Source organism: Desulfosoma sp. (assembly GCA_037481875.1).
Lineage (GTDB): Bacteria > Desulfobacterota > Syntrophobacteria > Syntrophobacterales > DSM-9756 > Desulfosoma.
In genome coordinates this window covers 122,364-148,229 of sequence record JBBFKY010000006.1, presented here as the reverse complement: position 1 = coordinate 148,229, position 25,866 = coordinate 122,364, and the positions used below count along the sequence as shown (strand labels likewise).

At 54.1% G+C, this 25,866-nt stretch carries 18 protein-coding genes; 8 read left to right on the top strand and 10 right to left on the bottom strand.

Annotated elements, in window-relative coordinates:
* Positions 1 to 17 precede the first annotated feature (17 nt).
* From WHS46_09910 to WHS46_09875, 8 genes are all read right to left on the bottom strand, one after another.
* Positions 18 to 608, bottom strand: a complete 591-nt coding sequence (locus WHS46_09910; protein MEJ5348989.1) for an IMP cyclohydrolase — start codon at positions 606 to 608, stop codon at positions 18 to 20.
* A 50-nt stretch (positions 609 to 658) separates the two neighbouring features.
* Positions 659 to 1,417, bottom strand: a complete 759-nt coding sequence (locus WHS46_09905; protein MEJ5348988.1) for an AAA family ATPase — start codon at positions 1,415 to 1,417, stop codon at positions 659 to 661.
* A 184-nt stretch (positions 1,418 to 1,601) separates the two neighbouring features.
* Positions 1,602 to 2,528: a methylenetetrahydrofolate reductase gene (locus WHS46_09900; protein MEJ5348987.1), complete on the bottom strand. Its 927-nt coding sequence runs from the start codon at positions 2,526 to 2,528 to the stop codon at positions 1,602 to 1,604.
* Positions 2,525 to 3,196, bottom strand: a complete 672-nt coding sequence (locus tag WHS46_09895; protein MEJ5348986.1) for a methylenetetrahydrofolate reductase C-terminal domain-containing protein — start codon at positions 3,194 to 3,196, stop codon at positions 2,525 to 2,527. Before WHS46_09895 ends, WHS46_09900 begins: the two co-directional genes overlap by 4 nt.
* 131 nt (positions 3,197 to 3,327) lie before the next feature.
* Positions 3,328 to 3,771, bottom strand: coding sequence for a hydrogenase iron-sulfur subunit (locus tag WHS46_09890; GenBank protein ID MEJ5348985.1), 444 nt, complete (start codon positions 3,769 to 3,771; stop codon positions 3,328 to 3,330).
* Between the two features lie 155 nt (positions 3,772 to 3,926).
* Positions 3,927 to 4,532: an archaemetzincin family Zn-dependent metalloprotease gene (locus tag WHS46_09885; GenBank protein ID MEJ5348984.1), complete on the bottom strand. Its 606-nt coding sequence runs from the start codon at positions 4,530 to 4,532 to the stop codon at positions 3,927 to 3,929.
* Positions 4,529 to 5,878, bottom strand: a complete 1,350-nt coding sequence (locus WHS46_09880) for a sigma-54 dependent transcriptional regulator (GenBank protein ID MEJ5348983.1) — start codon at positions 5,876 to 5,878, stop codon at positions 4,529 to 4,531. The genes WHS46_09885 and WHS46_09880 overlap by 4 nt, the downstream gene beginning before the upstream one ends.
* Entirely contained in the window at positions 5,878 to 7,386 is a 1,509-nt protein-coding gene (locus WHS46_09875) for an ATP-binding protein (GenBank protein ID MEJ5348982.1), read from the bottom strand. Before WHS46_09875 ends, WHS46_09880 begins: the two co-directional genes overlap by 1 nt.
* 298 nt (positions 7,387 to 7,684) lie before the next feature.
* Between WHS46_09875 and WHS46_09870 the strand changes: the two genes are divergently transcribed.
* From WHS46_09870 to WHS46_09845, 6 genes are all read left to right on the top strand, one after another.
* A complete protein-coding gene (locus tag WHS46_09870; GenBank protein ID MEJ5348981.1) occupies positions 7,685 to 8,593 on the top strand; it encodes a glycine cleavage system protein H in 909 nt (302 codons plus the stop codon).
* A gap of 104 nt (positions 8,594 to 8,697) precedes the next feature.
* On the top strand, positions 8,698 to 9,318 hold the full coding sequence (locus WHS46_09865) for a 4Fe-4S dicluster domain-containing protein (protein ID MEJ5348980.1): 621 nt from the start codon (positions 8,698 to 8,700) through the stop codon (positions 9,316 to 9,318).
* 20 nt (positions 9,319 to 9,338) lie between these two features.
* Positions 9,339 to 10,193, top strand: coding sequence for a CoB--CoM heterodisulfide reductase iron-sulfur subunit B family protein (locus tag WHS46_09860; GenBank protein MEJ5348979.1), 855 nt, complete (start codon positions 9,339 to 9,341; stop codon positions 10,191 to 10,193).
* 61 nt (positions 10,194 to 10,254) lie between these two features.
* Positions 10,255 to 14,736 carry an NAD(P)-binding protein gene (locus WHS46_09855; protein MEJ5348978.1) on the top strand — a complete coding sequence of 1,494 codons (4,482 nt, stop codon included), beginning with the start codon at positions 10,255 to 10,257 and terminating at the stop codon, positions 14,734 to 14,736.
* Between the two features lie 259 nt (positions 14,737 to 14,995).
* Positions 14,996 to 17,761 (top strand): FAD-dependent oxidoreductase, encoded by a 2,766-nt coding sequence (locus tag WHS46_09850; GenBank protein ID MEJ5348977.1) that lies wholly within the window; start codon positions 14,996 to 14,998, stop codon positions 17,759 to 17,761.
* Between the two features lie 46 nt (positions 17,762 to 17,807).
* Positions 17,808 to 18,218: a hydrogenase iron-sulfur subunit gene (locus WHS46_09845; GenBank protein MEJ5348976.1), complete on the top strand. Its 411-nt coding sequence runs from the start codon at positions 17,808 to 17,810 to the stop codon at positions 18,216 to 18,218.
* A gap of 524 nt (positions 18,219 to 18,742) precedes the next feature.
* On the opposite strand, the gene WHS46_09840 is transcribed toward WHS46_09845, so the two are convergent.
* Together WHS46_09840 and WHS46_09835 are read right to left on the bottom strand one after the other, a co-directional pair.
* Positions 18,743 to 19,633, bottom strand: coding sequence for a tetrahydrofolate dehydrogenase/cyclohydrolase catalytic domain-containing protein (locus WHS46_09840; GenBank protein ID MEJ5348975.1), 891 nt, complete (start codon positions 19,631 to 19,633; stop codon positions 18,743 to 18,745).
* Between the two features lie 74 nt (positions 19,634 to 19,707).
* The gene (locus WHS46_09835; protein ID MEJ5348974.1) at positions 19,708 to 21,471 is read right to left on the bottom strand and encodes a formate--tetrahydrofolate ligase; all 1,764 of its coding nucleotides are present in this window, start codon (positions 21,469 to 21,471) and stop codon (positions 19,708 to 19,710) included.
* Positions 21,472 to 22,017: 546 nt separating this feature from the next.
* On the opposite strand from WHS46_09835, the gene dnaN reads away from it, so the two are divergent.
* Together dnaN and gyrB are read left to right on the top strand one after the other, a co-directional pair.
* Positions 22,018 to 23,130 carry a DNA polymerase III subunit beta gene (gene dnaN / locus WHS46_09830; GenBank protein ID MEJ5348973.1) on the top strand — a complete coding sequence of 371 codons (1,113 nt, stop codon included), beginning with the start codon at positions 22,018 to 22,020 and terminating at the stop codon, positions 23,128 to 23,130.
* A 253-nt stretch (positions 23,131 to 23,383) separates the two neighbouring features.
* Positions 23,384 to 25,825, top strand: coding sequence for a DNA topoisomerase (ATP-hydrolyzing) subunit B (gene gyrB / locus WHS46_09825; GenBank protein MEJ5348972.1), 2,442 nt, complete (start codon positions 23,384 to 23,386; stop codon positions 25,823 to 25,825).
* The last annotated feature ends 41 nt before the right edge of the window (positions 25,826 to 25,866 follow it).

Below are 25,866 nucleotides of genomic sequence, written 5' to 3'. Positions count from 1 at the left end.
TACAGTATGGCTATCCCTTACCGGCTCTCGAGATATCGACAGATCGCCCCATCATAACGGTGGGTTAGACAAAAAGCCTTGGCGGCCAATCGAAGCCGTGTGGCCGCCGATACCTTACCACCCGTGGCATCCATTTCCTGAAGGACAGCTCCGTAATCTTCGGGATCCGTGACCACCACCACATGGGCATGGTTTTTTGCCGCTGCGCGAATAAGCGCCGGCCCCCCGATATCGATGTTTTCAATGGCATCTTCAAAGCGACATTGGGGATTCGCAATGGTCTTTTCAAAAGCGTACAGATTCACCACCACCATGTCGATGGGTTCGATGCCGTGCGCCGCCAATGTCTCCATGTGCTCACGCCGATCCCTCATGGCCAAAATCCCACCGTGGATTTTGGGCTGCAGAGTCTTGACACGACCGTCCAACATCTCCGGAAAACCCGTGTAATCCGACACCTCTCGAAGAGGAACACCGGCTTCCAGAAGAACCTTGGCCGTGCCGCCCGTCGAAAGCAGCCGAACCCCATGCCGGACCAAGCCCTGAGCGAAAGGCACCAAACCTGTCTTGTCTGTCACGCTCAACAACGCCTGTCCAACGGCCACCATAAACTCCCCCTCCCCTCTGTCTCCATTGACCGAAAAGGGCTTTCTTCGCCTCAAGCCGGCTTTTGCTCTTGAAGCACTTTGTCAAACAGAGCCCAAGCCGCCTGCACCACTTTGGAATCCTTGGGAAGCCGGCTGGTGGGTTTCCCTTCCATGTCGAACTGAACCAACAGTGGATCCGCAGGTATGGTATAAATATTTCCGTTGGAAAAGACTTTCACCACTTCTTCGGGCCACGCTATGGGTTCCTGAACTTGGTTGACCACAAGAATCTTCTTACCCACCCTCATGGGCAAGGAATCCACCAGTTCCGAAATGCGACAAGCAGCCGTTAAGCCTCGACGGCTGGGATCGGAAACCAGCATCAGTACATCCACATCCTTTTGGGTGAGACGACTGAAATGTTCCATGCCGGCTTCGTTGTCAATAACCAGGTACTGGTAGTTTTTCATCAGGCGGTCAAGAAGGCTCGCCAACAGATTATTGGCTGCGCAATAACAGCCGGGTCCTTCAGGCTGGCCCATGGCGATGAGGTCGAACCCGTCACCTTCCACCAAGGCTTGTTCCACTTTCATTTCCATGAAGATGTCCTTGGTCATACCCGTAGGCACATCCTTTTTCATCATCTCCCTGGCTTGGGATAGGGTTTCCTCCAGACGAACCCCCAAGACCTCATTGAGGTTTGCGTTGGAATCCGCATCCACCGCCAAGACGGGCTTCATTCCTTTTTCAATCAGATATCGAATCAAGAGGCCGGCGAGGGTTGTCTTGCCCGTACCCCCTTTGCCTCCAAACGCCACCGTTAAACCCATGGAAGACTCCTCCTTCTTGTGCGCCCATGTTTTCCCTTTTTGGATCCAGAGAAACATCCTATTCGCCAGCCTACCCTTGTGTCAACCACAGCTCCGCGCCCTGGCTTGGTGTCGTGGTCCGGGCCAAAAAAAAGAGGTGGAACATGGGTTCCACCTCTTGAGTTTTCGATTCCCGAGGAATGTTTCAGTTCACGGAAGGCCTTGGCAGCAGTCCGGCCGCCTGCAAGATCTCGGGCACCTTGTGTTCCCATTCGATGGCCATCAGGTGAATGCCCTTGACTCCTGGGATTTCCCGAACCTCCTGAATCTGCTCCACAGCAATCTTGATGCCTTCATCCGCCTGCTTCTTCTTGTCCACGCCCTTCAGACGATTGATGTAATATTCGGGCACATCCAGACCGGGCACGAAATTGGCCATATAACGAGCCATACCGACGGATTTCAAAGGAGTGATCCCCGCCATGATGTAGCACTTTTCGGTGAGCCCTTCTTCATGAGCTATGTGCATGTATTTTTTGAATTTTTCCATGTTGTAGATGCACTGGGTTTGAATGAAGTCCGCTCCGGCATCGATTTTCTTGGCCAACCGAGTCACTCGAAATTCAAAAGGATCCCCAAAGGGGTTGGCGGCCGCTCCGATGAAAAATTTGGGCACCCCTTCCAATTCCTGCCCGCTCAGCATCTTGCCTTCATCCCGAAGTTTTTTCACGATGCTGATCAGTTGCATGGAATCCACGTCAAAGACGTTTTTGGATTGCGGATGATCCCCGAAGCGGTTGTGGTCTCCGGAAAGACACAGGACGTTTCGAATGCCCAGCGCATAGGCTCCAAGAAGATCACTTTGCATGGCGATGCGGTTGCGGTCCCGACACACCATCTGCAGGTTGGGTTCCAGGCCCATGTCCACCAGCAGCTTGCAAACCGCCACGCTGGACATACGCACCACCGAGGTTTGGTTGTCCGTCACGTTGATGGAATCCACCACACCGCGCAAATAACCAGCCTTCTTTTCAATGACTTCGACTGAAGCGCCGCGAGGAGGACCCAACTCACCAGTGACTGCGAAATGCCCTTGAGTAAAAACTTTCTCCAGGTTGCTTCCGGCTTTCATAGTTTCAAATCCTCCCTCACGATCTTACGAGGACCACCATCGCGGCTCGTGGACCAATCCTTGATGGGAAACACGGGGCGGAGCTTCTCCAATTGTCCGAGTTCCACCATGCGGTCGTAGATCAAATGCCAAATACAGTCGATCTCCGGGCTCACTTCACATTTCTTGTTGGCGGATCCTCCGCACGGCCCGTTCATGAGGCTCTTGGAGCAACGCGCAATGGGACACAAGCCGCCGAAGTTGTGGATAATACAGTTGCCACAGGATTGACAGAATTCCGCCCAGACACCGTGTTCCAGAGCACCGCCGATGAAGGTGGTGTTCAACATGGGGTACACGGGAATGGTGTACCTCTTGGCGATGAACTGAGGGCCGACGCTGCAGGCCATGGACAAAACCGCATCAAAACCATTGTCCTTGAGCATAGGAGCCAGCTGATCCACATACTCGGGATCACACTGACGCTCCAACGTGTGTTCTACAACCTCCAACGGACGCCCTTCTTTTTTCCTGGCAATCCGAAGCGCGGATCCCAAGATGCCCACTTCCTTGGTGCCTCCGGCACAACAGACCGTCACGCACCCCTTGCAGCCGACCAGCAACACCTTCTTAAAGTCGGCTACCATCGCAAGGATTTCCTCGATGGGTTTCCTTTCGGCAACAACCATAAATCCTTCCCTCCCTTGGCGCGTCCTCGGATGCCGTACACCCGCGGACTGGTCCGTCACCCGTGATGCGGGCCGGCTCGGTCCGCACCCCCACTGCGCGTTGGCTTATAGCAGTCCCAAAAATTCACCGATCACACGGCTTCCATCCACGACACACATTCCTCGGACCCCCGCAAAGGGCTGGGGCCGAGGGCTCGAATCCGCTCCGTCATCTCACGCGCTATGGCCGCAAACCTTGGGCCATCGGACGCCGATACGTTAAACATTTCCACACGTTCCGGCTCCAGTCCAATGTCCTGCAAAATCTTTTTGACCGCCATCACTCTCCGCTTGGCTTTGATATTGCCATTGCGGAAATGGCATTCCCCCTCCATGCAGCCGGCCACATACACCCCGTCGGCTCCCGTCTCGATGGCTTTCAACAAATGAATCATGTCCACGCGCCCCGTACACGGCACATTCACGATGCGCACGTTGGGCGGATAATTGAGCCTCATCGAACCTGCCAGGTCCGCTGCCGTGTAGGCTCAGTACATGCAACAAAAAGCCACGATTCTCGGTTGAAAGTCACTCATCGGTAACTCGCTGTGGCATGTGACCCTTGGGCCTCCTCACGAACCCGGAAGCCTCCATGGCATGTGTGGCGCGGATAATGAGACAATTTTCACAGAGAGACGTATATCTAATGGGCTTTTTATTGTCAAGGTGCCTGACGCGTTCCGTCATGTTTTCATTCGGGATGCGCTAAGATCAGGTTTTTACGGGTCTCTTTCCACAAAAAATCACAGCGGGAACAAAAAAAAAGCCGAATTCGGTCCAGGCGTTCCACAGTGGGGGCAAAATGCATGAGGCACCGTGAATCATCACAGTGAAAAAGGGAAAAGGTATGTCCCGTTTCATGAAGGGCCACCTTGGCCAGTCTTTCATAGTAATGGTCCAGGCTCACATCTGTGCCGTCCGGATTGCGGCGCAGTCGAAACCCGGAAACTACGGCGCAGCGTCCCCCCACCTGGGCTTCCCCGAAAACATACCGTAAAATGGGAACTCCCAAGTCCACGGACAAAACGGCAAGGATTTTCCTGTACGGCAGGGGCGCACTCCATTCCTGAAGGTGGGCGATGAGCTTGGAGGCATCGTATTGACGGCGCTCAACAACGTAACAAGCCTCAGGGACGGCTTGACGCTCCAGCCTCGTGACCGCTAACCCGAGCACCGCCTGAAGATTGGCGGCCACCATACGCACCGCCGCTTCCCCCACGTCTCCTATGGGCACAATGCCAACGGCGGCCTCAGACCGCCTCTGGGCAAAACCCTCAAGGTCCTCGGCGGCCTTCACGTGTTCCCCTGCAGCCCGTATTTTCTGATTTTATGGTGCAGCGTCGTGCGGTTGATCTTGAGAATGCGTGCCGCTTGGCTGATGTTTCCGCGGCACTGGTTCAAGATCCTCTGAATATGAAACTTTTCCATCTCTTCCAAGGACCTGGGTTCCACACCCCCCGTTGTTTTTTTCAAGAAGGCGAAATCCTCTTCGGTGAGAATCCTTCCCTGAGCCAGCACCACAGCCCTTTCCACCGCGTTTTCCAGTTCTCGTACATTGCCGGGCCAATCATAAGAACACAGTAGATCCACGGCTTTCTTATCCAGGCCTTCCACAGGCTTATTGGTTTCTTTTCGAAAGCGGCGCAGGAAAAAATCAGCGAGAATGGGAATATCTTCTCGGCGCGCTCGAAGCGGAGGCACTTCCAGCTCCACCACGTTGAGCCGAAAGTAAAAATCGCGACGAAAAGAGCCTTCCTCGATGGCCTTGACCAGGTCCCGATGGGTTGCGGAAATGAGGCGAAAATCCACGGGAATGTCACGAGTCCCTCCGACTCGATGCATTCGATGTTCTTCCAACACGCGCAACAGATCCACCTGCATTTTCATGGGAATCTCGCCCACCTCATCCAGAAAAAGGGTGCCGCCGCGCACCAGTTCCAGCCGTCCCTTTTTCGCCTTGACGGCTCCCGTAAAGGAGCCCACCTCATGTCCGAAAAGTTCGCTTTCCAAAAGGGTTTCCGTGAAGGCGCCGCAATTGATGGCGATAAAGGGAGCGTAACGGCGCGGGCTGCGCGCATGAATGGCCTTGGCCACCAGTTCCTTTCCGGTTCCTGTTTCGCCCTTGATGAGCACCGGAGAATCCACGGAGGCAACTCTTTCGAGCATATCAAACAGGGCCTGCATGGCCGGGGACACGCCGATCATGTCCTGGTAACGTTCCACAGCCGCCGTCGCGATTTGTTCTCGAAGGAGAATGTTTTCGTCGATGAGCTTTTTGTGCTGCAGCAGCTTTTCCACCAATAGGGCCAGCTGTTCCGGTTCAAAGGGTTTCATGAGGTAATCGTTGGCACCCAGCTTCATGGCTTCCACCGCACTTTCCACAGAACCATAGGCGGTGATCATGACCACCATTGTGCCGGGGTAACGTTGCTTGATTTCTTTGAGGACGTCGATGCCGTTCATATCCGGCATCTTGATGTCCAAGAAGATCAAATCATAGGCGGCTCTTTCCACACTCTCCAAGGCTTCGCGACCTCCCGAGGCGGCCGCCACCTGGTATCCTCCCTTTTTGAGCCAGGCTACCAGAGATTCCCGAACAATCAGTTCGTCATCCACCACAAGGATTTTGAAACGCCCTGCCATTAGGCTTCCCGCCCTTGTCCCGAGGTTTTCGATGGAATGGGAAAGCGCACCGTAAAGCACGAACCTTTTCCCACCTCACTCTTGACGTAAATAGAGCCAAGATGTTCTTTCACGATACCATAGACCACGGAAAGACCAAGCCCCACACCTTTGTCCTGGCTCTTGGTGCTGAAGAAAGGTTCAAAAATCTGCGACAAAAGTTCCTTGGGAATACCCACACCGGTGTCTTCCACGTCCACACGCACTTCGCGGCGCTTGGTATCCAAGGCCGTCCTGACGGCCAGGCGCCCTCCTTCCGGCATGGCTTCCAAGGCATTGAAAACCAGATTGATAAAACATTGTTGAATCTGCCCGGGATCCCCCTCGATTTCCGGCAAGGTATCGTCCAGTTCCAGGACCAAATTCACATGCTGCAATTCCATGCGATGTCGGCTCAGCAACACCACGTTTTCTAGGACTCGGTTGATGTCAAAGGAACGCCGCTCCAACTTGCATTGGCGGGCAAAAGAGAGAAGATTGGACACAATGGTGCTGCAGCGAGCCGATTCCGTATCGATGAGCTGGAGATAATACTTGAACTGTTCCAGATCCGAGGGCGAAAGGCCTTCATCCAGCTGGCGGCGCATGAGCCTCGCCAGAGCATGAATCCCCGATAGAGGATTGTTGATTTCGTGAACGGCACTGGCCACCAGTTTCCCAAGAGCAATCATCTTGTCTTCGTGAATGAGCCGCGCCAAATCCCTTTTGAGGTCTTGGGTCTTTTGCTCCAGCTTTTTTTGAAGCTCGTTGGTGATGTCCCTTTGGACTTCCAGGATTAGGTCCACAGCGCCGTTTCGGCCCTTGAGGGGCAGAGTGGTCACCTCACAATAACGCATTTCATTGTTTCGGTCGTAATGTTCGTGAATGGCATGCCCGACACAGCCCGTCTGCAAGCATTCCTCTAATGGGCAAGGTGAGCTCAACTGAACACACGGCTCTAGGGATCGGTGCGAAATCTGATGGCAAAACTTGCCAAGAAGCTCCTCTTTACGGATCCCAACCCAGTCAAGAAAGGCCTGGTTGGCATCCACGATCTTTCGATCCGGCTGAAGAATCAGCACCCGGTCTCGAATGCTGGAAAACATGCTTTCCACGATCTGTTCCACCAGTTCCAGCTGACGTTCACGCAAGAGGAATTCTTCTTGAAACCGAATAATGTCGCCAAAAAGGCGTGAAATGGCGGATTCCAGCACGCGCACCTTGGCGGGGCTGTGCTTGATGAAATCATCGAGAAGCTCTTCTTTTCCCGTGAGCTGAATGACCAGATCCAGGTCGGGAATCTTGTAAAAATCCTTGTAATCGGTCGTGACCATAATGCCCATGGCCTTGGCCCGCTGCACACCCACCGCTTCCTGATTGGGATCCGCTACGGCCACAATCTGAGCCTTCAGCCTCGGAAAGCGTCGCTCATCCATCATTTCCAGCAACGCCTTGCACCGCCGGCCCCCTCCAATGACCGCAATGCGCATGGGTCGATCCTTGTCTCGGCCTGGCATCCTTGTCCCTCCCCACTCCCTTCCAGCCTTTTCACAAAGCCTTGAATCCCAACCAAATCTGGTCCCTGCTGAAAATAACAACAGGCTGTTGTTTCTTTCACCATACCCTGCAAGAAACCGCAAGGTCAAAGGCGTGTCCGCTTTTTAAAAAATGACTCGGAATTATTTATGCTTTCGAAGAGTTAAGCCTTTCTTTTTGTTTCAGGACCGTTTGGCATACTTGATGCTCTTCCAATGGGTAACCTATGACCCTTGAAAGGAGGTTATCCCCATGAAGGTGACATCGATTCACGACAAAAAAGCCAGGGTTCGGGTTTTCGGTCTTGAGGGGGACCATCCCTGTGTGTGGATGAAGGCCGGTGTGATCAACTTCAAGCTGTGTGACAACGCTTATGATTGCCTCACGTGTTCCTTTGACAAGGCCATGTCCCGAAGGTTGGAAACCCTTGAGCCTCAGTTTCAATCATGGCGCTCCGAATATCAAGAAAAAGTTTATGCCCAGAAGGAATGTCGGCACATGATCACGGGGCGGGTACCGGTGCGTTCCTGCGGGAATGCCTATGAATGCGCCACCTGTGAATTTGATCAGATCCTGGAACACCGCACCATGACCGAGGTGCTTGGGGTGCCTAAGTTGGAGCGCGTTTCGGGATTCTTGATGGCTGACGGCTACTATTACCATCCACGCCACACGTGGGCTCGCGTCGAACATGGAGGATTGGTGCGTTTTGGGGTTGATGATTTCACCATGCACTTGTTAGGATATATTACCCATGTTCGGTTACCCAAGTTAGGCGTTCATGTGGAAAGGAATGTTACGGCATGGACGTTCCGGCGAGAAGAAAAGATTGCGCCTTTTGTAGCCCCTTTGGACGGCGTGGTCGTTGCAGTGAACCACAAAGCCGTGGAGAACCCTCGGATTGTTAAGGAGGATCCCTACGGGGATGGGTGGCTCGTGGTTGTGGAGCCGCGCCATCTTAAGAAAGAACTGACGGAACTGTACGCCGACCAGGCTGCTCGAACCTGGCTCAGCGCCGAAGTGCACCGGTTGGAAGCCCTGGTGGCTCCGGAAAGCGAGCTGCCTTTGGCGGCCACCGGTGGTGAGGTGGTTGAGGACATTTATGGCAGCGTGCCGCACCTCAAGTGGGATCAACTGGTGGCGGAGTTTCTTGCGCCTTAGAAAAAACGTTCCTGCGAGCCTAGGCGTCTTTGAAAGCGCTGAAGTGTTCCCCTGACGAGAACGGAACGTGTGTTCCGTTCTCTTTTTTTTGCCTGGAGGTGGCTATGGAGCACGTGGTGGAAGAAACCTTTTTGGAACCCAACTACGATGCGACGCAGCGGGTGTCGGCTTTAAGCGGCATACAGCCGGAATTGTGTTACCAGTGCCGCAAATGCACCAGCGGGTGTCCTCTGACCTTTGCCATGGACTATTATCCGGATCAGATTGTGCGCTATCTGCTTTTGGGTCTGGAAGAAAAAGTTCTTTCCAGCGCCACCATCTGGGTCTGTTCCTCCTGTGAAACCTGCACCACACGATGCCCGAACGATATCGACATCGCCGGCCTTATGGACTACCTCAAACAACAGGCCCATGCCAGAGGTCTCGTGGACCCGAGGGCTAACCTGACCTATGCCTTTCACGAAGCTTTTCTCAGCGACATCGGTCGACGCGGTCGCATCTTTGAAACCGGGCTTCTACAACGCTACATGCTTTCCAGCGGTGCCTGGAAAGCCAAACTTAAAGAAGGCACCTTCTGGGATGAAATTCGCTTGGGTCTCGCCTTATGGCGTCGAGGCCGACTGCCTTTGCGAGCCCACGGCATACGCCGAATGTCGGATTTGCAGCGCCATTTTCAAAAACCTATGCAATCCCCCGAAGCAAAGAACTCTTCGGTATCTTCCTGATCCCTCACAAAGGAGTGGTTATGTTTTCCGTGGGTTACTATCCCGGATGTTCTTTGGAAGGAACGGCGCGCGATTATGCCGAATCCATTGAGGGCGTTTGTCGCGTGCTGGGCATTCAACTTATCGAGCTGGACGATTGGAACTGTTGTGGAGCTACGGCGGCTCACAGTCTAGACCAAGAACTTTCGGTGGCGTTACCGGCACGAAATCTTCTTCTGGCCCAAGAGCAGGGACTGAGTGATCTTACGGCACCGTGCGCCCTTTGCTATAACCGATTGAAAACAGCCGAAAAAGCCTTGAAGAAAAAGGCATCTCGGGATCCTTTGGCCGAAGGGGAAGTTCCGGTTCGTGTTTGGGATCTGGTGGAGTATTTCTGTCAGCCTTCCATCCTGGAAGAATTGGCGCGGAAAGTCGTTCGTCCCCTAACGGGTCTTCGGGCGGTATGTTATTATGGATGTATGGTGAACCGACCACCCAAAATCACCGATGCGCAAGCATGGGAAAACCCGACGAATATGGATCGTCTGTTGGAAACCGTGGGGGTGGAGGTTCTCGATTGGCCATACAAGACCGACTGTTGCGGCGCCAGCCACGCGGTGGCTCGGCAGGACCTGGTCATAGCCTTGGTGGGCAAGCTTCTCAAAAGGGCTTCCGACCAGGGCGCTCATTGCATCGTGGTTTCTTGCCAAATGTGCCATGCCAATCTGGACATGTACCAAAACCGCATTCTCCATCAACAGGGGCTCACCATGCCCATACCCGTGTTTTACTTCACAGACCTCATCGGCCTTGCACTTGGAGAACGCAGCGCTCGAGACTGGCTCAAACGCCATATAGTGGATGGTGAGCCCGTACTCACTTCCGTTGGGCTTTGACAAAAACGCAACCATCGACTTGAGTTGAAACACGGTACCTGAAAGACGACAGGGAGGCGTCATGAGCGCGCAATCGACATTCTCGGGGTCCGTCAACGGTTCGGTTATGGTCATTGGAGGCGGCATTGCGGGTATGCAGGCAAGCCTGGATTTGGCCAACAGCGGTTTTCGTGTCCTGCTGGTGGAAAAGGATATCAGTATCGGCGGCAACATGGCCAAACTGGATAAGACCTTTCCCACCAACGATTGTTCCACCTGTATGATTTCGCCAAAACTTATCGAAGTGGCCAGCCATCCCAATATCGATATTCTCACACGCACCAACGTCATCCGTTTGGAAGGTGAACCAGGGCGGTTTCAGGTGACATTGCGGCGTGAACCTCGCTATGTGCTGGAAGACCGCTGCACAGCCTGCGGAGAATGTTTGCGCGTATGTCCCGTGGAAATTCCGGCCGAATTCAATCAGGGGCTCAACACCCGCAAAGCCATTTATCGTCATTTTCCTCAGGCCATCCCTTCCACCTTCGCCATTGACAAAAAAGGCATGGCGCCTTGCAAAGCGGCCTGTCCCGCGGGGATCAGTGTCCAGGGCTATATCGCCCTCATTGCTCAAGGCCGGTACCAGGAAGCTTTGGATCTTATTCGCAAAGATAATCCTTTGCCGGCGGTGTGCGGCCGTGTGTGCCATCATCCATGCGAAACCGTGTGTAATCGAGGATCCGTGGATGAACCCGTCGCCATCGATTTTCTGAAAAGGTTTGTGGCTGACTGGGAAGCCAAAACAGGCCCGGGGCCTTTGCCTCCACGAAAGGAACCCAACGGACGACGTGTGGCTATCATCGGAGCTGGCCCCGCCGGATTGACGGCCGCCTACTATCTGGCCTTGGAAGGCTATAGTGTGACCATCTTTGAGGCCATGCCGGAGCCTGGAGGATGGTTACGCTACGGAATTCCCGAGTACCGCCTGCCCCGCCATGTGCTCCGGGCGGAGATCGAATACATTCAAAGGCTCGGAGTGACCATTCGTACCAATACCGCTCTGGGAAAAGACTTTCAGCTGGAAGACCTTCGCCGAGAAGGCTACGAAGCGTTCTTTCTGGCCATCGGCACTCAAACAGACCTGAAACTCAATATACCCGGCGAAAATCTTCGCGAAGTTTACACCGGAACAAGCTTTCTCAAATTACTCAATAGCGGCCAAAGGCCGCCCGTCGGCCGTAAGGTGGCGGTGATCGGAGGCGGCAACTGCGCTATGGATGTGGCTCGATCCTGTTTACGATTGGGAGTGGACGAAGTCCATCTCTTTTACCGCAGAAGCCGTGAAGAAATGCCGGCCAATCCGGAAGAAGTGGAAGAGGCCCTGCACGAAGGGGTCCAGATGCATTTTCTGGCGGCTCCGGTGGCCGTCCATGGGGATGCGGAAGGGCATGTGAAAGCCATTGAATGCATTCGTATGGAATTGGGAGAGCCGGACGAAAGTGGAAGACGCCGTCCGATTCCCGTGGCGGGATCTGAATACCAGGTACAGATCGATAGTGTCATCGCCGCTGTGGGGCTCATGACCGATCCCGCGGTCATCGAGGCTATGGATCCGGAAAGCCGCCCCTTGGTCAGTCGCTGGGGAACCTTTGTGGTGGATCCTGTGACCTATGAAACGAATCGACCGGGTGTTTTTGCCGGTGGAGATGTGACATCGGGACCCGCCACCGTGGTACAGGCCATCGCCGCCGGCAAAGAGGTGGCCGTATCGATCGATCGATATCTTCGAGGCGTGGATTTGAGGGAAGGCCGATGGACTCCAAGCCGCACGGCACCATGCCCGGAAAAACCCGTTCGAAAAGTGCCTCGATTCGAGATGCCTCGCTTGGACGCCAAGGAACGAATTCATTCTTTTCAGGAAGTCCAGTTGGGCTTTGATGAAGAAACAGCTCGGGCCGAAGCGCAAAGGTGCCTTCAGTGCGGAGTGTGCAGCGAATGCTACCGCTGTGTGGATGCGTGTCTGCCGCAGGCCATCGATCACAACATGATGCCCCGAGATGAAACCGTGGAAGTTGGGGCTATTCTTTACGCGTGCGGCTTCAGCCCCTTTGATGCGGCTCAAAAAGCCGAATACGGCTACGGGCGTTATCCTAATGTCATCACCAGTTTGGAATATGAACGCATTCTCGCCGCTTCGGGTCCCACGGGCGGGCATGTGCGGCGACCCAGCGACGGCGAGGTGCCTCAAAGGATCGCATGGATTCAGTGTGTGGGATCCCGGGATGCGTCCATCGGCAAGGATTACTGTTCCAGTGTTTGCTGCATGTACGCCACCAAACAGGCTATCGTGACCAAGGATCATGAGCCCGACGTGGAAACCACCATTTTCTATATCGACCTGAGGGCCATGGGAAAAGGTTTCGAAAGGTACTGGCAAAGAGCTGAATCGCAGCATGGTGTGCGCTATGTGCGGTGCCAAATCAGCCGATTGGTGGAAACCGTCGACGGCCACAATCTGGAAATTTCCTACGTGGACGAAAACAACACTCTACAAAAGGAAATTTTTGACATGGTGGTTCTGTCCGTGGGGCTCTCGGTGACAAACGAGGCCAAAGAAACGGCTCAGTGTCTCCAAACCGCCGTGGATCGATTCGGGTTCATCGTTTCGGAACCGCTGGATCCCATCCAGACTTCGCAGCCCGGCGTGTTTTCCTGCGGCGTGAGCACCGACCCCAAGGACATTCCGGAAACCGTGGCTCAGGCCAGCGCAGCGGCCGCTTCAGCCCAATGCTTACTTGCGTCAGCCCGTCACACTCGAACCACACCTCCCATGAACGTCCAAGAACGTTCCATGCCCGGAGATATTCCACGCATTGGGGTTTTCGTGTGTCATTGCGGTATCAATATTGCCGGTGTGGTGAATGTGAAAGCCGTGGCCGACTATGCCGCTACTTTGCCCAACGTGGTTCATGCAGAAGACCTGCTTTTCACCTGTTCGACGGATTCCACGGAAAAAATCAAAAAGATCATTCAGGAAAAAAACCTCAACCGTGTCGTGGTGGCCTCCTGCTCACCTCGAACCCATGAACCCTTGTTCCAGGAATGCCTGCGGGAAGCCGGAGTCAACAAATATCTGTTTGAAATGGCCAATATTCGAGATCAGTGTTCATGGGTTCACGGCACGACGCCGGAAGAAGCCACAAGAAAATCCAAAGACCTGGTGCGCATGGCCGTGGCTAAAGCACTCTTTCTTGAACCCCTGCATGAAATGCCGGTGCCGGTGACCCAAAAAGCTCTGGTGCTCGGCGGCGGTATGGCGGGAATGACGGCCGCGCGTTATTTGGCCGACCAGGGGTTTTTTACCTTCCTGGTGGAACGGGAACCGGAACTTGGAGGACAGGCACGGGCCTGGATGCGTTTTCATCCAAGCGGCGTCGATGTCACCAAAGCCGTGGCCCAAGCCGTGGAAACCGTGCTCAACCATCCCAACATCCAGGTTCTCACGGCCTCGGAAATCACTTCCTTTGAAGGCCATGCCGGGCACTTTATCAGCCGAGCCAAGACTCCTCAAGGCGAGAAGATCCTGGAGTACGGGGCTTTGGTGGTCGCGACAGGCGCCGAAGAATACCAACCGAAGGAATACGGTTACGGGGCGGATCCTCGAGTGGTCACCCAGTTGCAATTGCAAAAAATTCTCGCTGAACACCCGGACACCATAGAGAAAAGCTCCCACGTGGTCATGATTCAATGTGTGGGGTCTCGAGACGAAGAGCGACCCTACTGCAGTCGTGTGTGCTGTACAGCGGCTGTGGCCAACGCTTTGAGGATCAAAGAAAAGAATCCTAAAGCTCATGTCTCCATTCTTTACCGAGACATTCGAACCTTTGGCACTCGAGAACTTCTATACCGAAAGGCGCGGGAAGCCGGGGTTCGATTTCTAAGGTATCAGCCGGAACAAAAGCCTCAGGTGACTTTTGAAGAAGACGCCGTGCACATTCGCGTGTTTGACCAAAACCTGAAGGAAAACATACAGCTTCGATGCGATCTTCTGGTTCTGAGCGCCGCGATCGTGCCCAGGGCTTCCAATTCGGAGGTGGCCGGATTGTTTAAGCTCAGCACAGACGCCGACGGCTTTTTCATGGAAGCCCACGTGAAACTTCGACCCTTGGATTTCGCCGCTCCGGGGCTCTACCTCTGCGGCTTAGCTCACAGTCCCAAATTCCTCGAGGAATCCATCGCCCAGGCCAAGGGAGCGGCGGCTCGAGCCGCTACCGTGCTCAGTAAAGAACAGCTTTTCGTAGGCGGTCGCGTCGCTGTGGTGGATTCGGCCAAATGCGCCGTCTGCCTTACCTGTGTGCGTACCTGTCCTTATGAAGTCCCTGTGGTGGTGACCCCTACCACATCGGTTCGCCGCTCAGCTTACATTGACCCGGCCAAATGCCAGGGATGCGGTGCTTGTGTCGCTGAATGCCCGGGGAAAGCCATTCAGCTGCAGCACTTTACGGATGTTCAGTTGATCCATAAAGCCGTCGCCGCCGTCTGCCAGGATTCCCAGGGCGCTTAAAAAAGAAAAGAGAAAGCCGTCTGTTTTCCCGGTCCACAACAAGAATGAAACTTGACGTTGCCTCTTTTTTCACATAGAAGGAACGTGTCTTGTGGATCATTTACCCGCAACATGGAGCATCGAACCTTCAACCATAGGCCGGAACAAGAGCCTTTTTCTTCGCCAGCCGCCTTAGGGTGATAGGCGTCGCATGGGTATGCCGCCCCGAAGGGGGGGTGTTTTTTGTCCGTTGAGCCATCAAAGAGTTGAGGGGAACCGTATGACACAAACACAAGAAAAAAAGAACAAAGGCAATGTCCTGGTAGTTGGAGGCGGGGTTGCTGGAATGAACGCCGCTTTGGACCTGGCGGCCCAAGGCTACCACGTGGATCTGGTGGAAAAGGAAAGAGAGCTGGGAGGCACAGTCGCCAAACTCCATCGGCTTTATCCTCTGTGCAGCTGCTGTAAGGCTGCCAATCGGGCAATCCTCTGCAAACTCGATCCCAACATTCGTGCCTGGACGGAATCCAGTGTCGCCAGTATTTCAGGTTCCACCGGGGCTTTTCAGGCCGTCATCAAAGGGCCTGCCGGAGAAACGCCCATTCAGGCGCAGGCGGTGATTTTGGCCTTAGGTGTGGAACCATTCGATCCTCAGGCCTATGACACCTATGCTTACGCGGCCTTTGAAAACGTGGTGACCAGCATCGAGCTGGAATGGCTTCAAAAACCCGTAGGGCCTTTTCAGGGTGTTCCCAAACGGCCTTCCGACGGACAACCTCCCAAAAAGGTGGCATGGCTGCAGTGTGTGGGATCCCGTGAAATCAATAAATGTGATGCTCCCTATTGTTCCTCCGTTTGCTGCATGTACGCTTTGAAAGAAGCCGTGCAGCTCAAGGATGCCCTTCCAGACGCCGAAACCACCATCTTCTACATGGACATGCGCACTCACGGTAAAGGCTACGAGCGGTACTTCGATCAGGCCAAGGAAAAGGGCGTACGCTTAGTGCGCAGCCGCATTCACAGCATTGAAAGGGCAGCCGGCACCGAGGATCTTGTTTTGGAATACGTGGACGAAAACGGGCTTAAACAGACGGAGACTTTCGACCTTGTCGTGCTTTCCGTAGGTCTGCGTCCTTCCGCGGAATTGGAAGGGCTGGCCAAGATGTTGGGGGTGTCCCTTTCGGAAGATCATTATGTGGCTTCGGAAACCTTTAAACCCTGTGAAACCAATGTACCCGGCGTCTTTGTTTGCGGCGGTGCCGGGGGACCACGAGACGTCCATCAAAGCGTGGTGGAAGCTGCCGCCGCCGCCGGCAAAGCATCGGCCATGCTCAAAGGTGTCTCCGGAAACGGAGCCGTCCCGGAATTTCGTGATGTGCGAGGAGAAACACCGGCTGTGGGCGTGGTGTTGAGCCTGTGCCCGTCCAAGCTGCCTGAATTTGAAGCCCTTCTGAATCCCTTGGCCGATTTCGTCAAGGGTCTTCCTGGAGTTTCGTTTGTGGAGCGTTTGGACCTTCAGGACGCAGCGGCCCTCGGACGCCTTGCCGAACGCATCAAATCCGGAGGGGTTAACCGTCTCGTGTATGCCAGCTGCACCCCCATCATGCACCAGGAACTTATTGAAGGCGCCATGAAGGAAGCAGGTCTGAATCCGAGCCTTTACGAATTCGTGGACCTGCGCGCCCTCGGCACAACGGCTGTGGAGATGCCTCGACTGGAAAACCTCTTTCGAACCGCCGTGCTCAAAGCTCGCATGCTGGAACCTTTGACCTATACAAAAGTTCCGGTAAAGAAGTCTGCTTTGGTCGTCGGAGGCGGGCTGGCCGGCATGCAAGCGGCTTTAGCCTTTGCGGAACTGGACGTCCCGGTGACCTTGGTGGAAAAGAAGGAACGCTTGGGAGGCCACGCACACAAAGTGCGATCCGCTTGGAAAGGGGAATCGGTCCAGGACCTGCTCAAAGCCACCATCGACAAGGTTTCTCAAAATCCAAAAATCACTGTGCTGACCTCCGCTGAGGTAGTGGGGGCTCGAGGCTTTGCCGGCAATTACATCACCACTGTGTTGCAGGGTGGCCAGAAGAAAGAAGTGGAACATGGCGTTGTGGTTTTGGCCACGGGAGCCCATTCTCTGAAGCCGCAAGAATATGCCTACGGACAGCATCCGGAAATCTATCGCTGGAGTGATTTTACCAAGAAAACCATCGATGATCCCAACGCCTTTGCTTCCGCCAAATGCGGCGTCTTTATCCAGTGCGTGGGAAGCCGAGAACCGGAACGTCCCTATTGCAGCCGACTCTGTTGCACCTTTGCGGTCCGCTCCGCCATCGATCTCAAGGCCAAAAATCCGGACATGGACATTTACGTCCTGTACCGCGAAGTGCGCACCTTTGGTGAAAGGGAAAGAATCTATAAAGAAGCCCGAGAAAAAGGTGTCTTTTTTATTCGATACGACCTGGATTCCAAGCCTCAAGTCAGTGTGGAAAACGGACAACTCAAAGTTGTGGTCACGGATCCTATTCTTGGCCGTCCCATCGCGCTGACGCCCGATTTCATTTCCCTGCAGACGGCCATCATCCCTGCAGAAGCATCGAATCTAGCCGCCATTTATAAAGTTTCTTTGGACACGGACGGCTTCTTTGCTGAATCCCCTGCCAAGATGCGACCTGTGGACGGCGAGACGGAGGGTGTCTTTTTTGCCGGCCTGGCTCTGGCTCCAAAGCCGGTGGAAGAAAGCCTTGCGGAAGGCTGGGCGGCGGCGGCGCGCGCCATGCGTCTTCTCAGCCAAGATATGATGCTCGTTGGAGGTGCCGTGGCGGAAGTGGATCCAGACAAATGCGCCGTATGCCTCACTTGTGTGCGCACGTGCCCGTTCCATATCCCCTTTATCGACAGCCCTCAAGGCCATGCCTTCATCGACCCAGGATTGTGCCAGGGATGCGGCATGTGTGTCAGTGAATGCCCAGGCAAGGCGATTTCCTATCGACGGTTAAGTGATGACCACATTGCTGCCATGGCCCGGAGCCTTTTGGGATCCGCCGTGCAGTGAGGACCGGGTTCGCGGCTTGAAGAAACAGATGACAAGGAGTGGTCCAATGAGCGCCTTTGAACCGCAAATCATCGCGTATTGCTGTGCTAACTGTGCCTCGTCGGCCGCCCAGATTTCTGAAAAAATGGGGCTGACCCTTCCTGACAACGTTAAGGTTATTCAGCTCCCGTGCACGGGTCGGCTGGACAGCCTACACCTTCTGAAAGCTTTGGAAGCCGGGGCCGACGGCGTCTATGTGGCGGGATGCCAGACGGACAGTTGCCAGTATAAACACGGCGTTGAAAAAGCCCAGAAGAAGGTGAAGTACGTTCAGGACATGCTAGGAAAGCTCGGCCTGGAAGCCGATCGAGTCGCCCTTTTTCACATGATGGCCGGAAAAGGCCAGGAATTTGTGGACGCAGCGAAGACCATGGTGGAAAAGGTTCGTGCTTTAGGGCCGAGCCCGCTTAAGGATTAAGGAAATGCCGCCGGCTTGACGCCGAGTAGCGGTGCAATGGAAAAGGGGGTGATGGGCCGAAGCCCATCGCCCCCTTTTTTTGGAGCGGACACGTGTCGGTCCGCCCCTCCAAAGGCACAGGCGCCTACAGGAGATCGTCCTTGCAAAATCTTCAATCATGAATCTTGGCCGTATCCGGATGCCACAGCCCAAGACCAATGGCTGCACCCATAGCATCAAAACTCTGGAAGGGCGCATCGGTGTGTGCGCCCCAAAAAACCTCCGGCACCCGGACGTTTTCGGCGCAGACACTTCTCCCCGCCTCTACAAGAACCTGGAGCCTTGGGCCGCAGACGCCTTGAAATCCCCAGGGCTGCGTTCCATCCTGCCATTATTTCTTTGGGGCGGACACGTCGGTCCGCCCCACCAGTGTGATCATGGAAGGCCCGATGGTCAAAGAGAGGAGATGCTCAGGGTGTCCTGAGCTTCGGTTAGGAAACCGGCTGTTCGAAGTTTTTGAGGTGGCTTGATGCCGTTCGGGCCTTTTAGTCCTTGATGTTGTGATGGACTTTGCAGGCTCGCACCGTGTTTTTCATGAGCATGGTAATGGTCATGGGGCCTACGCCTCCGGGAACAGGCGTGATGGCGCTCGCCACTTCCTTGGCTTCGTCAAAAGCCACATCGCCTTTGAGGATTCGTTTACCGTCGGCCGTCTGGCCCACTTCGTTGACACCTACGTCAATGACCACAGCGCCCGGTTTGATCCAATCGCCTTTGACGTATTCCGTGACCCCTGCGGCCACAATGAGAATGTCAGCCCGTTTCGTGTGGAACTGCACATCCTTCGTGCGAGTATGGCACACAGTGACCGTGGCGTTGGCGCCCTTACCCTTTTGCATCATCATGACGGCAATGGGTTTCCCCACAATGTTGGAACGACCGATGACCACCACTTCGGCACCGGAGGTTTCCGTTCCTGAGCGGATCAGGAGTTCCTGAATGCCTGCGGGTGTGCAAGGGAGATAATCGGGTTGACCGATCATGAGTTTGCCGACGTTAAAGGGGTGAAAGGCGTCCACATCTTTGCCGGGATCGATGGCGTAGAGCACTTTGTTTTCATCGATATGCTTGGGCAAAGGCAACTGCACCAGGATTCCGTCGATCTTAGGATCCTTGTTGTATTTGTCGATAAGGGCCAAAAGGGCATCCTCGGAAATATCCGCCGGCTGATTGTCCTGGACCGAATAGAAGCCCAGTTCATGGGCCGCTTTTTGCTTGGCCCTCACATAGCTCTGAGACGCCGGGTTTTCCCCTACCAAGATGGTGACAAGGCCCGGTTCGACACCGTACTTTTCTTTTATGCGTTTGACCTCTTCGGCCAGTTCTTCTCGAATCTGTTTGGCGACTTCCGCCCCTTTAATGAGTTTCGCGGACATGTTGCCCTCCTTTTCGATTCAAAAAGGACAGCGGGGGGCATGAATCCCCCCGCCGTCATCAGGTCGGTTTAGGGTTAGAACAGGCCCATGACCTTTCCGGTCTTGACATCCACATCAATGCGGCGGAACGCCGGATCGGAGGAAGTGCCGGGCATGAGGCTGATGGTTCCAGCGCACGGGCAGAGGAACTTCGCTCCCGAGTAGATCAAAACGTCGCGGATCGGCAGAATCCAGCCTTTGGGAACACCCTTGAGCGACGGGTCGTGGGTCAAGCTCAGGTGGGTTTTCACCATCATGGTGGCGAAGTCGGCGTACATGGGATCGGATTCCAGCATCTTCGCTTTGGCTTCCGCTTCAGGCTGCCAAGCCACACCATCGGCACCGTACACTTCCTTGGCAATGAGTTCCACGCGGTCACGCAGCTTCATTTCCAACGGATAGAGGAACTTGAATTCGCTGGGCTGTTCGCAGGCCTCGATGACCGCATCGGCCAATTCCAGCGCCCCTTCGCCGCCCTTGAGCCAATGCTCGGAAAGGGCACACCGGGCTCCAGCCGCTTCGGCCGCTTTGCGCACCACCGCGATCTCGTCCTTGGTGTCGGTATGAAACGCATTGATACAGACCACCGGGTTCATACCCGACTTGCGAATGGTGTTGATGTGGTGCACCATGTTGGCCACACCTTTTTCCACCAAGGCCACGTTTTCCTTGGTGTACTCTTCCGGCAGCGGAAGACCCGCCACAACCTTCGGGCCGCCGCCGTGCATCTTCAAGGCGCGAATGGTGGTGGTCAAAACGGAAACATGAGGTTTCAAGCCGCTGAAACGGCATTTCACGTTCCAGAATTTCTCAAAGCCGATGTCCGCCGCAAAGCCGCTTTCTGTGACATGGTAGTCAAACAGTTTGAGGCCCACTCGGTCGCCGATGATGGAGGACTGGCCTACGGCGATGTTGGCAAACGGTCCGGCATGAACCATGCAAGGTTGGTATTCGGCGGTGCTGCACAGGGTCGGGTTGATGGATTCCACCATGAAAGCCGTCATGGCTCCGGCCACTTCCAAATCACCGGTAGTTACGGGATTGCCTCGCTTGTCAAAGGCCACCGTGATTTTACCCATCCTATCGCGAAGATCAGCCAGGTCCGTGACGATGGACAAGATCGCCATAATCTCAGAACTGACGGCAATGCCGAACTTGGATTGCATCGTGTAGCCGTCGTAACGACCGCCTAAACCGATGACGATATTGCGCAGCGCTTGAGCACAAAAATCGATGACCCAGCCCATTTCCACGCGGGTGGGATCGATGTCCAAACGGCGCATACGGGTCAGTCTTTGCAGCTGTTCATCCGTGTAGTTGCGCTCATGCTGCATACGAGCCGTCAAGGCCACCATGGCCAGGTTATGGGCGTTCATGATGTTATTGATATCGCCGGTGAGGCCCATGGAAAATTCCGTCATGGGAATGAGCAAGGCGTTGCCGCCGCCGGCTGCCGTGCCTTTGACGTTCATGGTGGGACCACCGGAAGGTTGCCGTAAGCAGCCGCCTACATTCTTACCTCGCTTTCCCAGACCTTCTATAAGACCCAAAGACGTGGTGCTTTTGCCTTCGCCAAGCGGCGTCGGCGTGATGGCCGTCACTTCGATGTATTTGCCGTCCGGCTTGTCTTTAAGCCTCTCGATGATCTTCATGAAGTTCAGCCGGCACAAACGGCCGATGGGAATGACCTCATCCTTTTGCAAGCCCAATTTTTCCCGCCATTGGTCAGGCGTGGGCATGTTCTTTTCCGCTTCCTCAGAAATCTGCCAATCTGCCATCTTGGTCGGATCGTACGGCATAGCTTCCTCCTTCATGTACTCGTTAAAGATCAGCCTTTGGGCTTGCCCTCAGAGGCTTACGCGCCCTTTGAGGCGCCCACTATTCACCACGGTCCAAACAGGCGATATGCCTGTTGACACGCCGTGAGCAATCTGCCTATTCCAAACCTTGCAATGACGAGAGCGAAGATGGGGAACGGTCATTCCTACAAGAACTATTTTTCACATTCCAAAGCACCGTACTGAACCTGAGGGTGGTTGTCAAGGGGAAAAGTCACGAGAAGCCTTGAGCTCCAAGTCATTTGGCTCGACAAATCACCGGTGCTGAAACGGCAAAATCCTGGCTGAAATCCTGAAACATTTGTTCAAAATTGTGCATAATTTTCCGGAACCCCTTTCGTCAGGTGCACAACGGACTTGAAAAGATCGAGAAAAGGTTCAAGAAATTTGGCAGAAAAATGAAGTTCTTAGAGCGTCTTTTGACAATTGAACAAGGTTTGATTTATGATGATCACTCTCCTTAAGCATAAAACAAAGTAGAACCAAAAACAGGGTTGGATCGACACCATGAAGTGGACAGCGCATCGTGAAACATTAGTGGCCGGATTACAAAAGGTTGTGGGAGTTACCGAACAAAGGCGTGCAGCCATGCAAGTTTTAACCCATGTGATGCTGGATGCCGTTGCGGATGGCCAACTGTATCTTTCGGCAACAGATCTGAATCTCAGTATCCGAACCCGCATCGATGCGGACGTGGAATTTGCAGGACAAACAACCGTTTCGGCCAGAAAGTTTCTGGAAAGTCTCAAGGAGCTTCGTCAGGATAGGATACGGTGCGAGCTGCTTGAGAACGATCGATTGAGTGTGACGGCAGGAACCGTCAACTACATGTTAGCGACCATTCCTGCCGTGGATTTTCCCCATTTTGAAACGACGGTACCGGCTCAGACCCATCCGCTGGATCCAGCCGGGCTTCGCCGTGGTTTGGAAAGTACGCTGCATGCGGTTCCTGAAAGTGAAGATGCCATCAGTGTATTGGGTATGTTCTGGCATCCTGTTGCACCCGATCGGTTACGTTTGGTTAGTTCGGACGGACATCGCTTGGCCTTGAATGAGATCGCCTTTCCCTCTGAATCCTTTTTTTCGGATGCCCAAGGGGTCGTGGTGCCTCGGAAAGGGGTTCAGGAAATCTTGAGATTTTTGGAAAAAACAGAGACCGTCGAGGGAGCCCTTCAGGAAAACCGCCTCATTTTTCAGACGCAGGACACATATTTGTCCGTACATCTTTTGGAGGAAGCTTTTCCCAAATACGAGGTGATCATTCCCCAGACGGTTCAAGGGCGTCTGGAGGTCCCCAGAGCTGAACTGCAGGCCGCCTTGCGCCGTATGGCCGTGGTGAGTGACACTTCGGCGATGCATGTTCGATTCCTTATTTCGCAGAACCAATTGAGCTTGGAAGCCGGCAGTGTCGATTACGGCTCAGCTTATGAGGAAATTCCCTTGGAATACTCTGGGGAAAACTTTTCCATCGCCTTTAATATTCGCTATGTCATGGACGTGCTTCAAGTATTGACCGGGTCTCATGTTTGGTTTGAGTGGGTGGACGAATACCATGGGGGCGTCTTTAGAGATCCGCAAGAGCCGGGCATCTTCGCCCTCATCATGCCCCTGATGATATAAAATCCTTCGCGATTTGCACGGTCAAGAGCGCGCCGCGCCGTCGGCAACATCCTGACCGTCCCCCCCATCGCATGTATCATAAAAATTTGGAATTCCATCAAAAATTCTTTTTTTACAGCCAACCTTTCGTTGAAACCGCCGCAAAAAGAGAGTATAAAGGAGTGTTTTAAATCCTTGCCTTGCAACCCAACTCGCCAAAAAGGTGGTCGGTTGGGGTTCAAGGACATTCGATGGTGTGAGAAAGAGGCTCACTATGGAGCATAACACGCAACAATGGCCGAATGTGCCGCAAGACACGATTCACGACCCAGCTTCTGAGGAATACACGGGCGACCGCATCACGGTTTTGGAAGGTCTGGAGCCGGTACGCAAGCGCCCTTCCATGTACATCGGCAATGTTTCCACGGAAGGGTTGCATCAGCTCGTCTATGAAGTGGTGGACAACAGTATAGACGAAGCCTTGGCGGGCTATTGCGACCACATTCAGGTAACGGTGCATCTGGACGGCAGCGTGACCGTGGAGGACAACGGGCGGGGTATTCCTGTGGATATTCACGAAAAGGAAGGTCTGCCCGCTGTGGAAGTGGTCATGACCAGGCTGCATGCCGGCGGCAAGTTCGATGATGCTGTCTACAAAGTTTCAGGAGGCCTTCACGGGGTGGGGGTGTCGGTGGTGAACGCTCTCAGCGAATTTCTTGAGGTGGAAATTCGCCGTGGAGGTCGAATCTATTTTCAGAGGTATGAACGGGGTCAGACCAAGACGCCCTTGGAACAGATCGGGGAAACACGCCGAAGAGGCACCCGTGTCACCTTTAAGCCCGATCCAGAAATCTTCACCGATACGGATTTAAGTTTCGATATTTTATCCCAAAGAATGCGGGAGTTGGCTTTCCTTAATAAAGGGCTTCGCATTGACCTTATCGATGAGCGCACGTCCAAGGAAAAAAAGTTCCATTACGAAGGGGGTCTCATTCAGTTTGTTGAATATTTGAACCGAAATAAGGAGCCCCTGCATCCGGAAGTCATTTACATTGAAGGTAAACGCCAGGATGTCGTGATTGAAATAGCACTCCAGTACAATCGTACCTATAACGAAAAAATTTTCACCTTCGCCAATAACATCAATACGCGAGAAGGTGGATCGCATCTTGTGGGTTTTAAGGCGGGGTTGACTCGAAGTATCAAGCAGTATGCCTTGCAAAACAAGGTTCCCAAGCCCGACGTGGAACGCATGACCGGCGACGATGTTCGTGAAGGCCTTTCGGCGGTGGTGAGTGTCAAGCTTCGAGAACCTCAGTTTGAAGGGCAAACCAAGACCAAGCTGGGCAACAGTGACGTCAAGGGCATGGTGGAAACCTTGAGCTATGAGAAGCTCAGCGCCTTTTTTGAGGAAAACCCGAAGGTCATTCGCGCCGTCTTGGACAAGGTTCTGGAAGCCATGCGCGCTCGCGAAGCCGCTCGAAAGGCCAAGGAACTGACCCGGCGCAAAGGCATTCTCAGTGACCATTCCCTGCCTGGAAAACTGGCCGATTGTCAAGAAAGGGATCCGGAAAAAAGCGAAATTTTCATTGTGGAAGGGGATTCCGCAGGAGGATCCGCCAAGCAGGGGCGGGATCGAAGGTTTCAGGCGGTGCTTCCTTTGCGTGGCAAGATTCTCAACGTGGAAAAGGCCAGGTTTGATAAGATGCTGGAAAACCAGGAAATTCGCACCATGATTTCGGCTCTGGGAACCGGCATCGGGCAGGATGAATTTGATCCGGCAAAGCTCCGTTACCATAAAATCATTATCATGACAGACGCCGATGTGGACGGTGCTCACATCCGCACACTGCTTCTCACCTTCTTTTTCCGTATGATGCCGGACCTCATCGAGCGAGGCCATCTCTTCATCGCGCAGCCCCCTCTGTACCGTGTGGCCGCCGGCAAGAAAGAACTCTACCTCAAGGACGACTCGGAGCTGGAGGCCTTTTTGATGACGCGTGCTGCGGAAAAGCACCAGGTGTTCTTAGGGCGGCGGGAGGAGGCCTTAAGCCCGGATCGACTGGTGAAACTGCGAAAGACTTATGCCCAGTACGAAGAATGTCTGGAACGTCTGGCTCGAAAGGGGATTCGCCGTGCCTTGCTGGGATTTCTGGCTCAAAGCCTGGCCCACGAAGATTTCGTTCCCGAGGACCAATCCTGCATGGAAAGACTTCGAGAAGCTTTGGATGCGGCCGGGTATGCCGTGTCTCACATTGAGATGGAAGAGGAACACCGCGGTTATGATCTGGAGATCTGGCAACCCACAAACGGCCAGGAAAGGTTTCGGTTAAGCTATAGCTTTCTGAAATCTGTGGAATTTCGAAAGCTTTTGGAGCTTTCCAAGGAACTGGCTGTTTTGGATGAACGACCCTATCGAGTGGTCACCGCGGGTGGAGAGATAACGCTTCATGAGCCCGAGGCTTTGTTCCAGTACCTCAAGGAAGAGGCTTATAAAGGCATCACGGTGCAGCGTTACAAAGGTCTTGGGGAAATGAACCCGGAACAGCTTTGGGAAACAACCATGAACCCTGAAAGTCGCACCCTTTTGAAAGTGCGTATCGATGATGAGTACATGGCCGACGAGCTGTTTACGACGCTCATGGGAGATCGTGTGGAGCCCCGTCGCGAGTTTATTCAGGTGAACGCTTTAGACTTTCGAGAGTTGGATATCTGATGGGGGAGCCTAGCATAGGGCCCATGGGTCCACTCTTGACG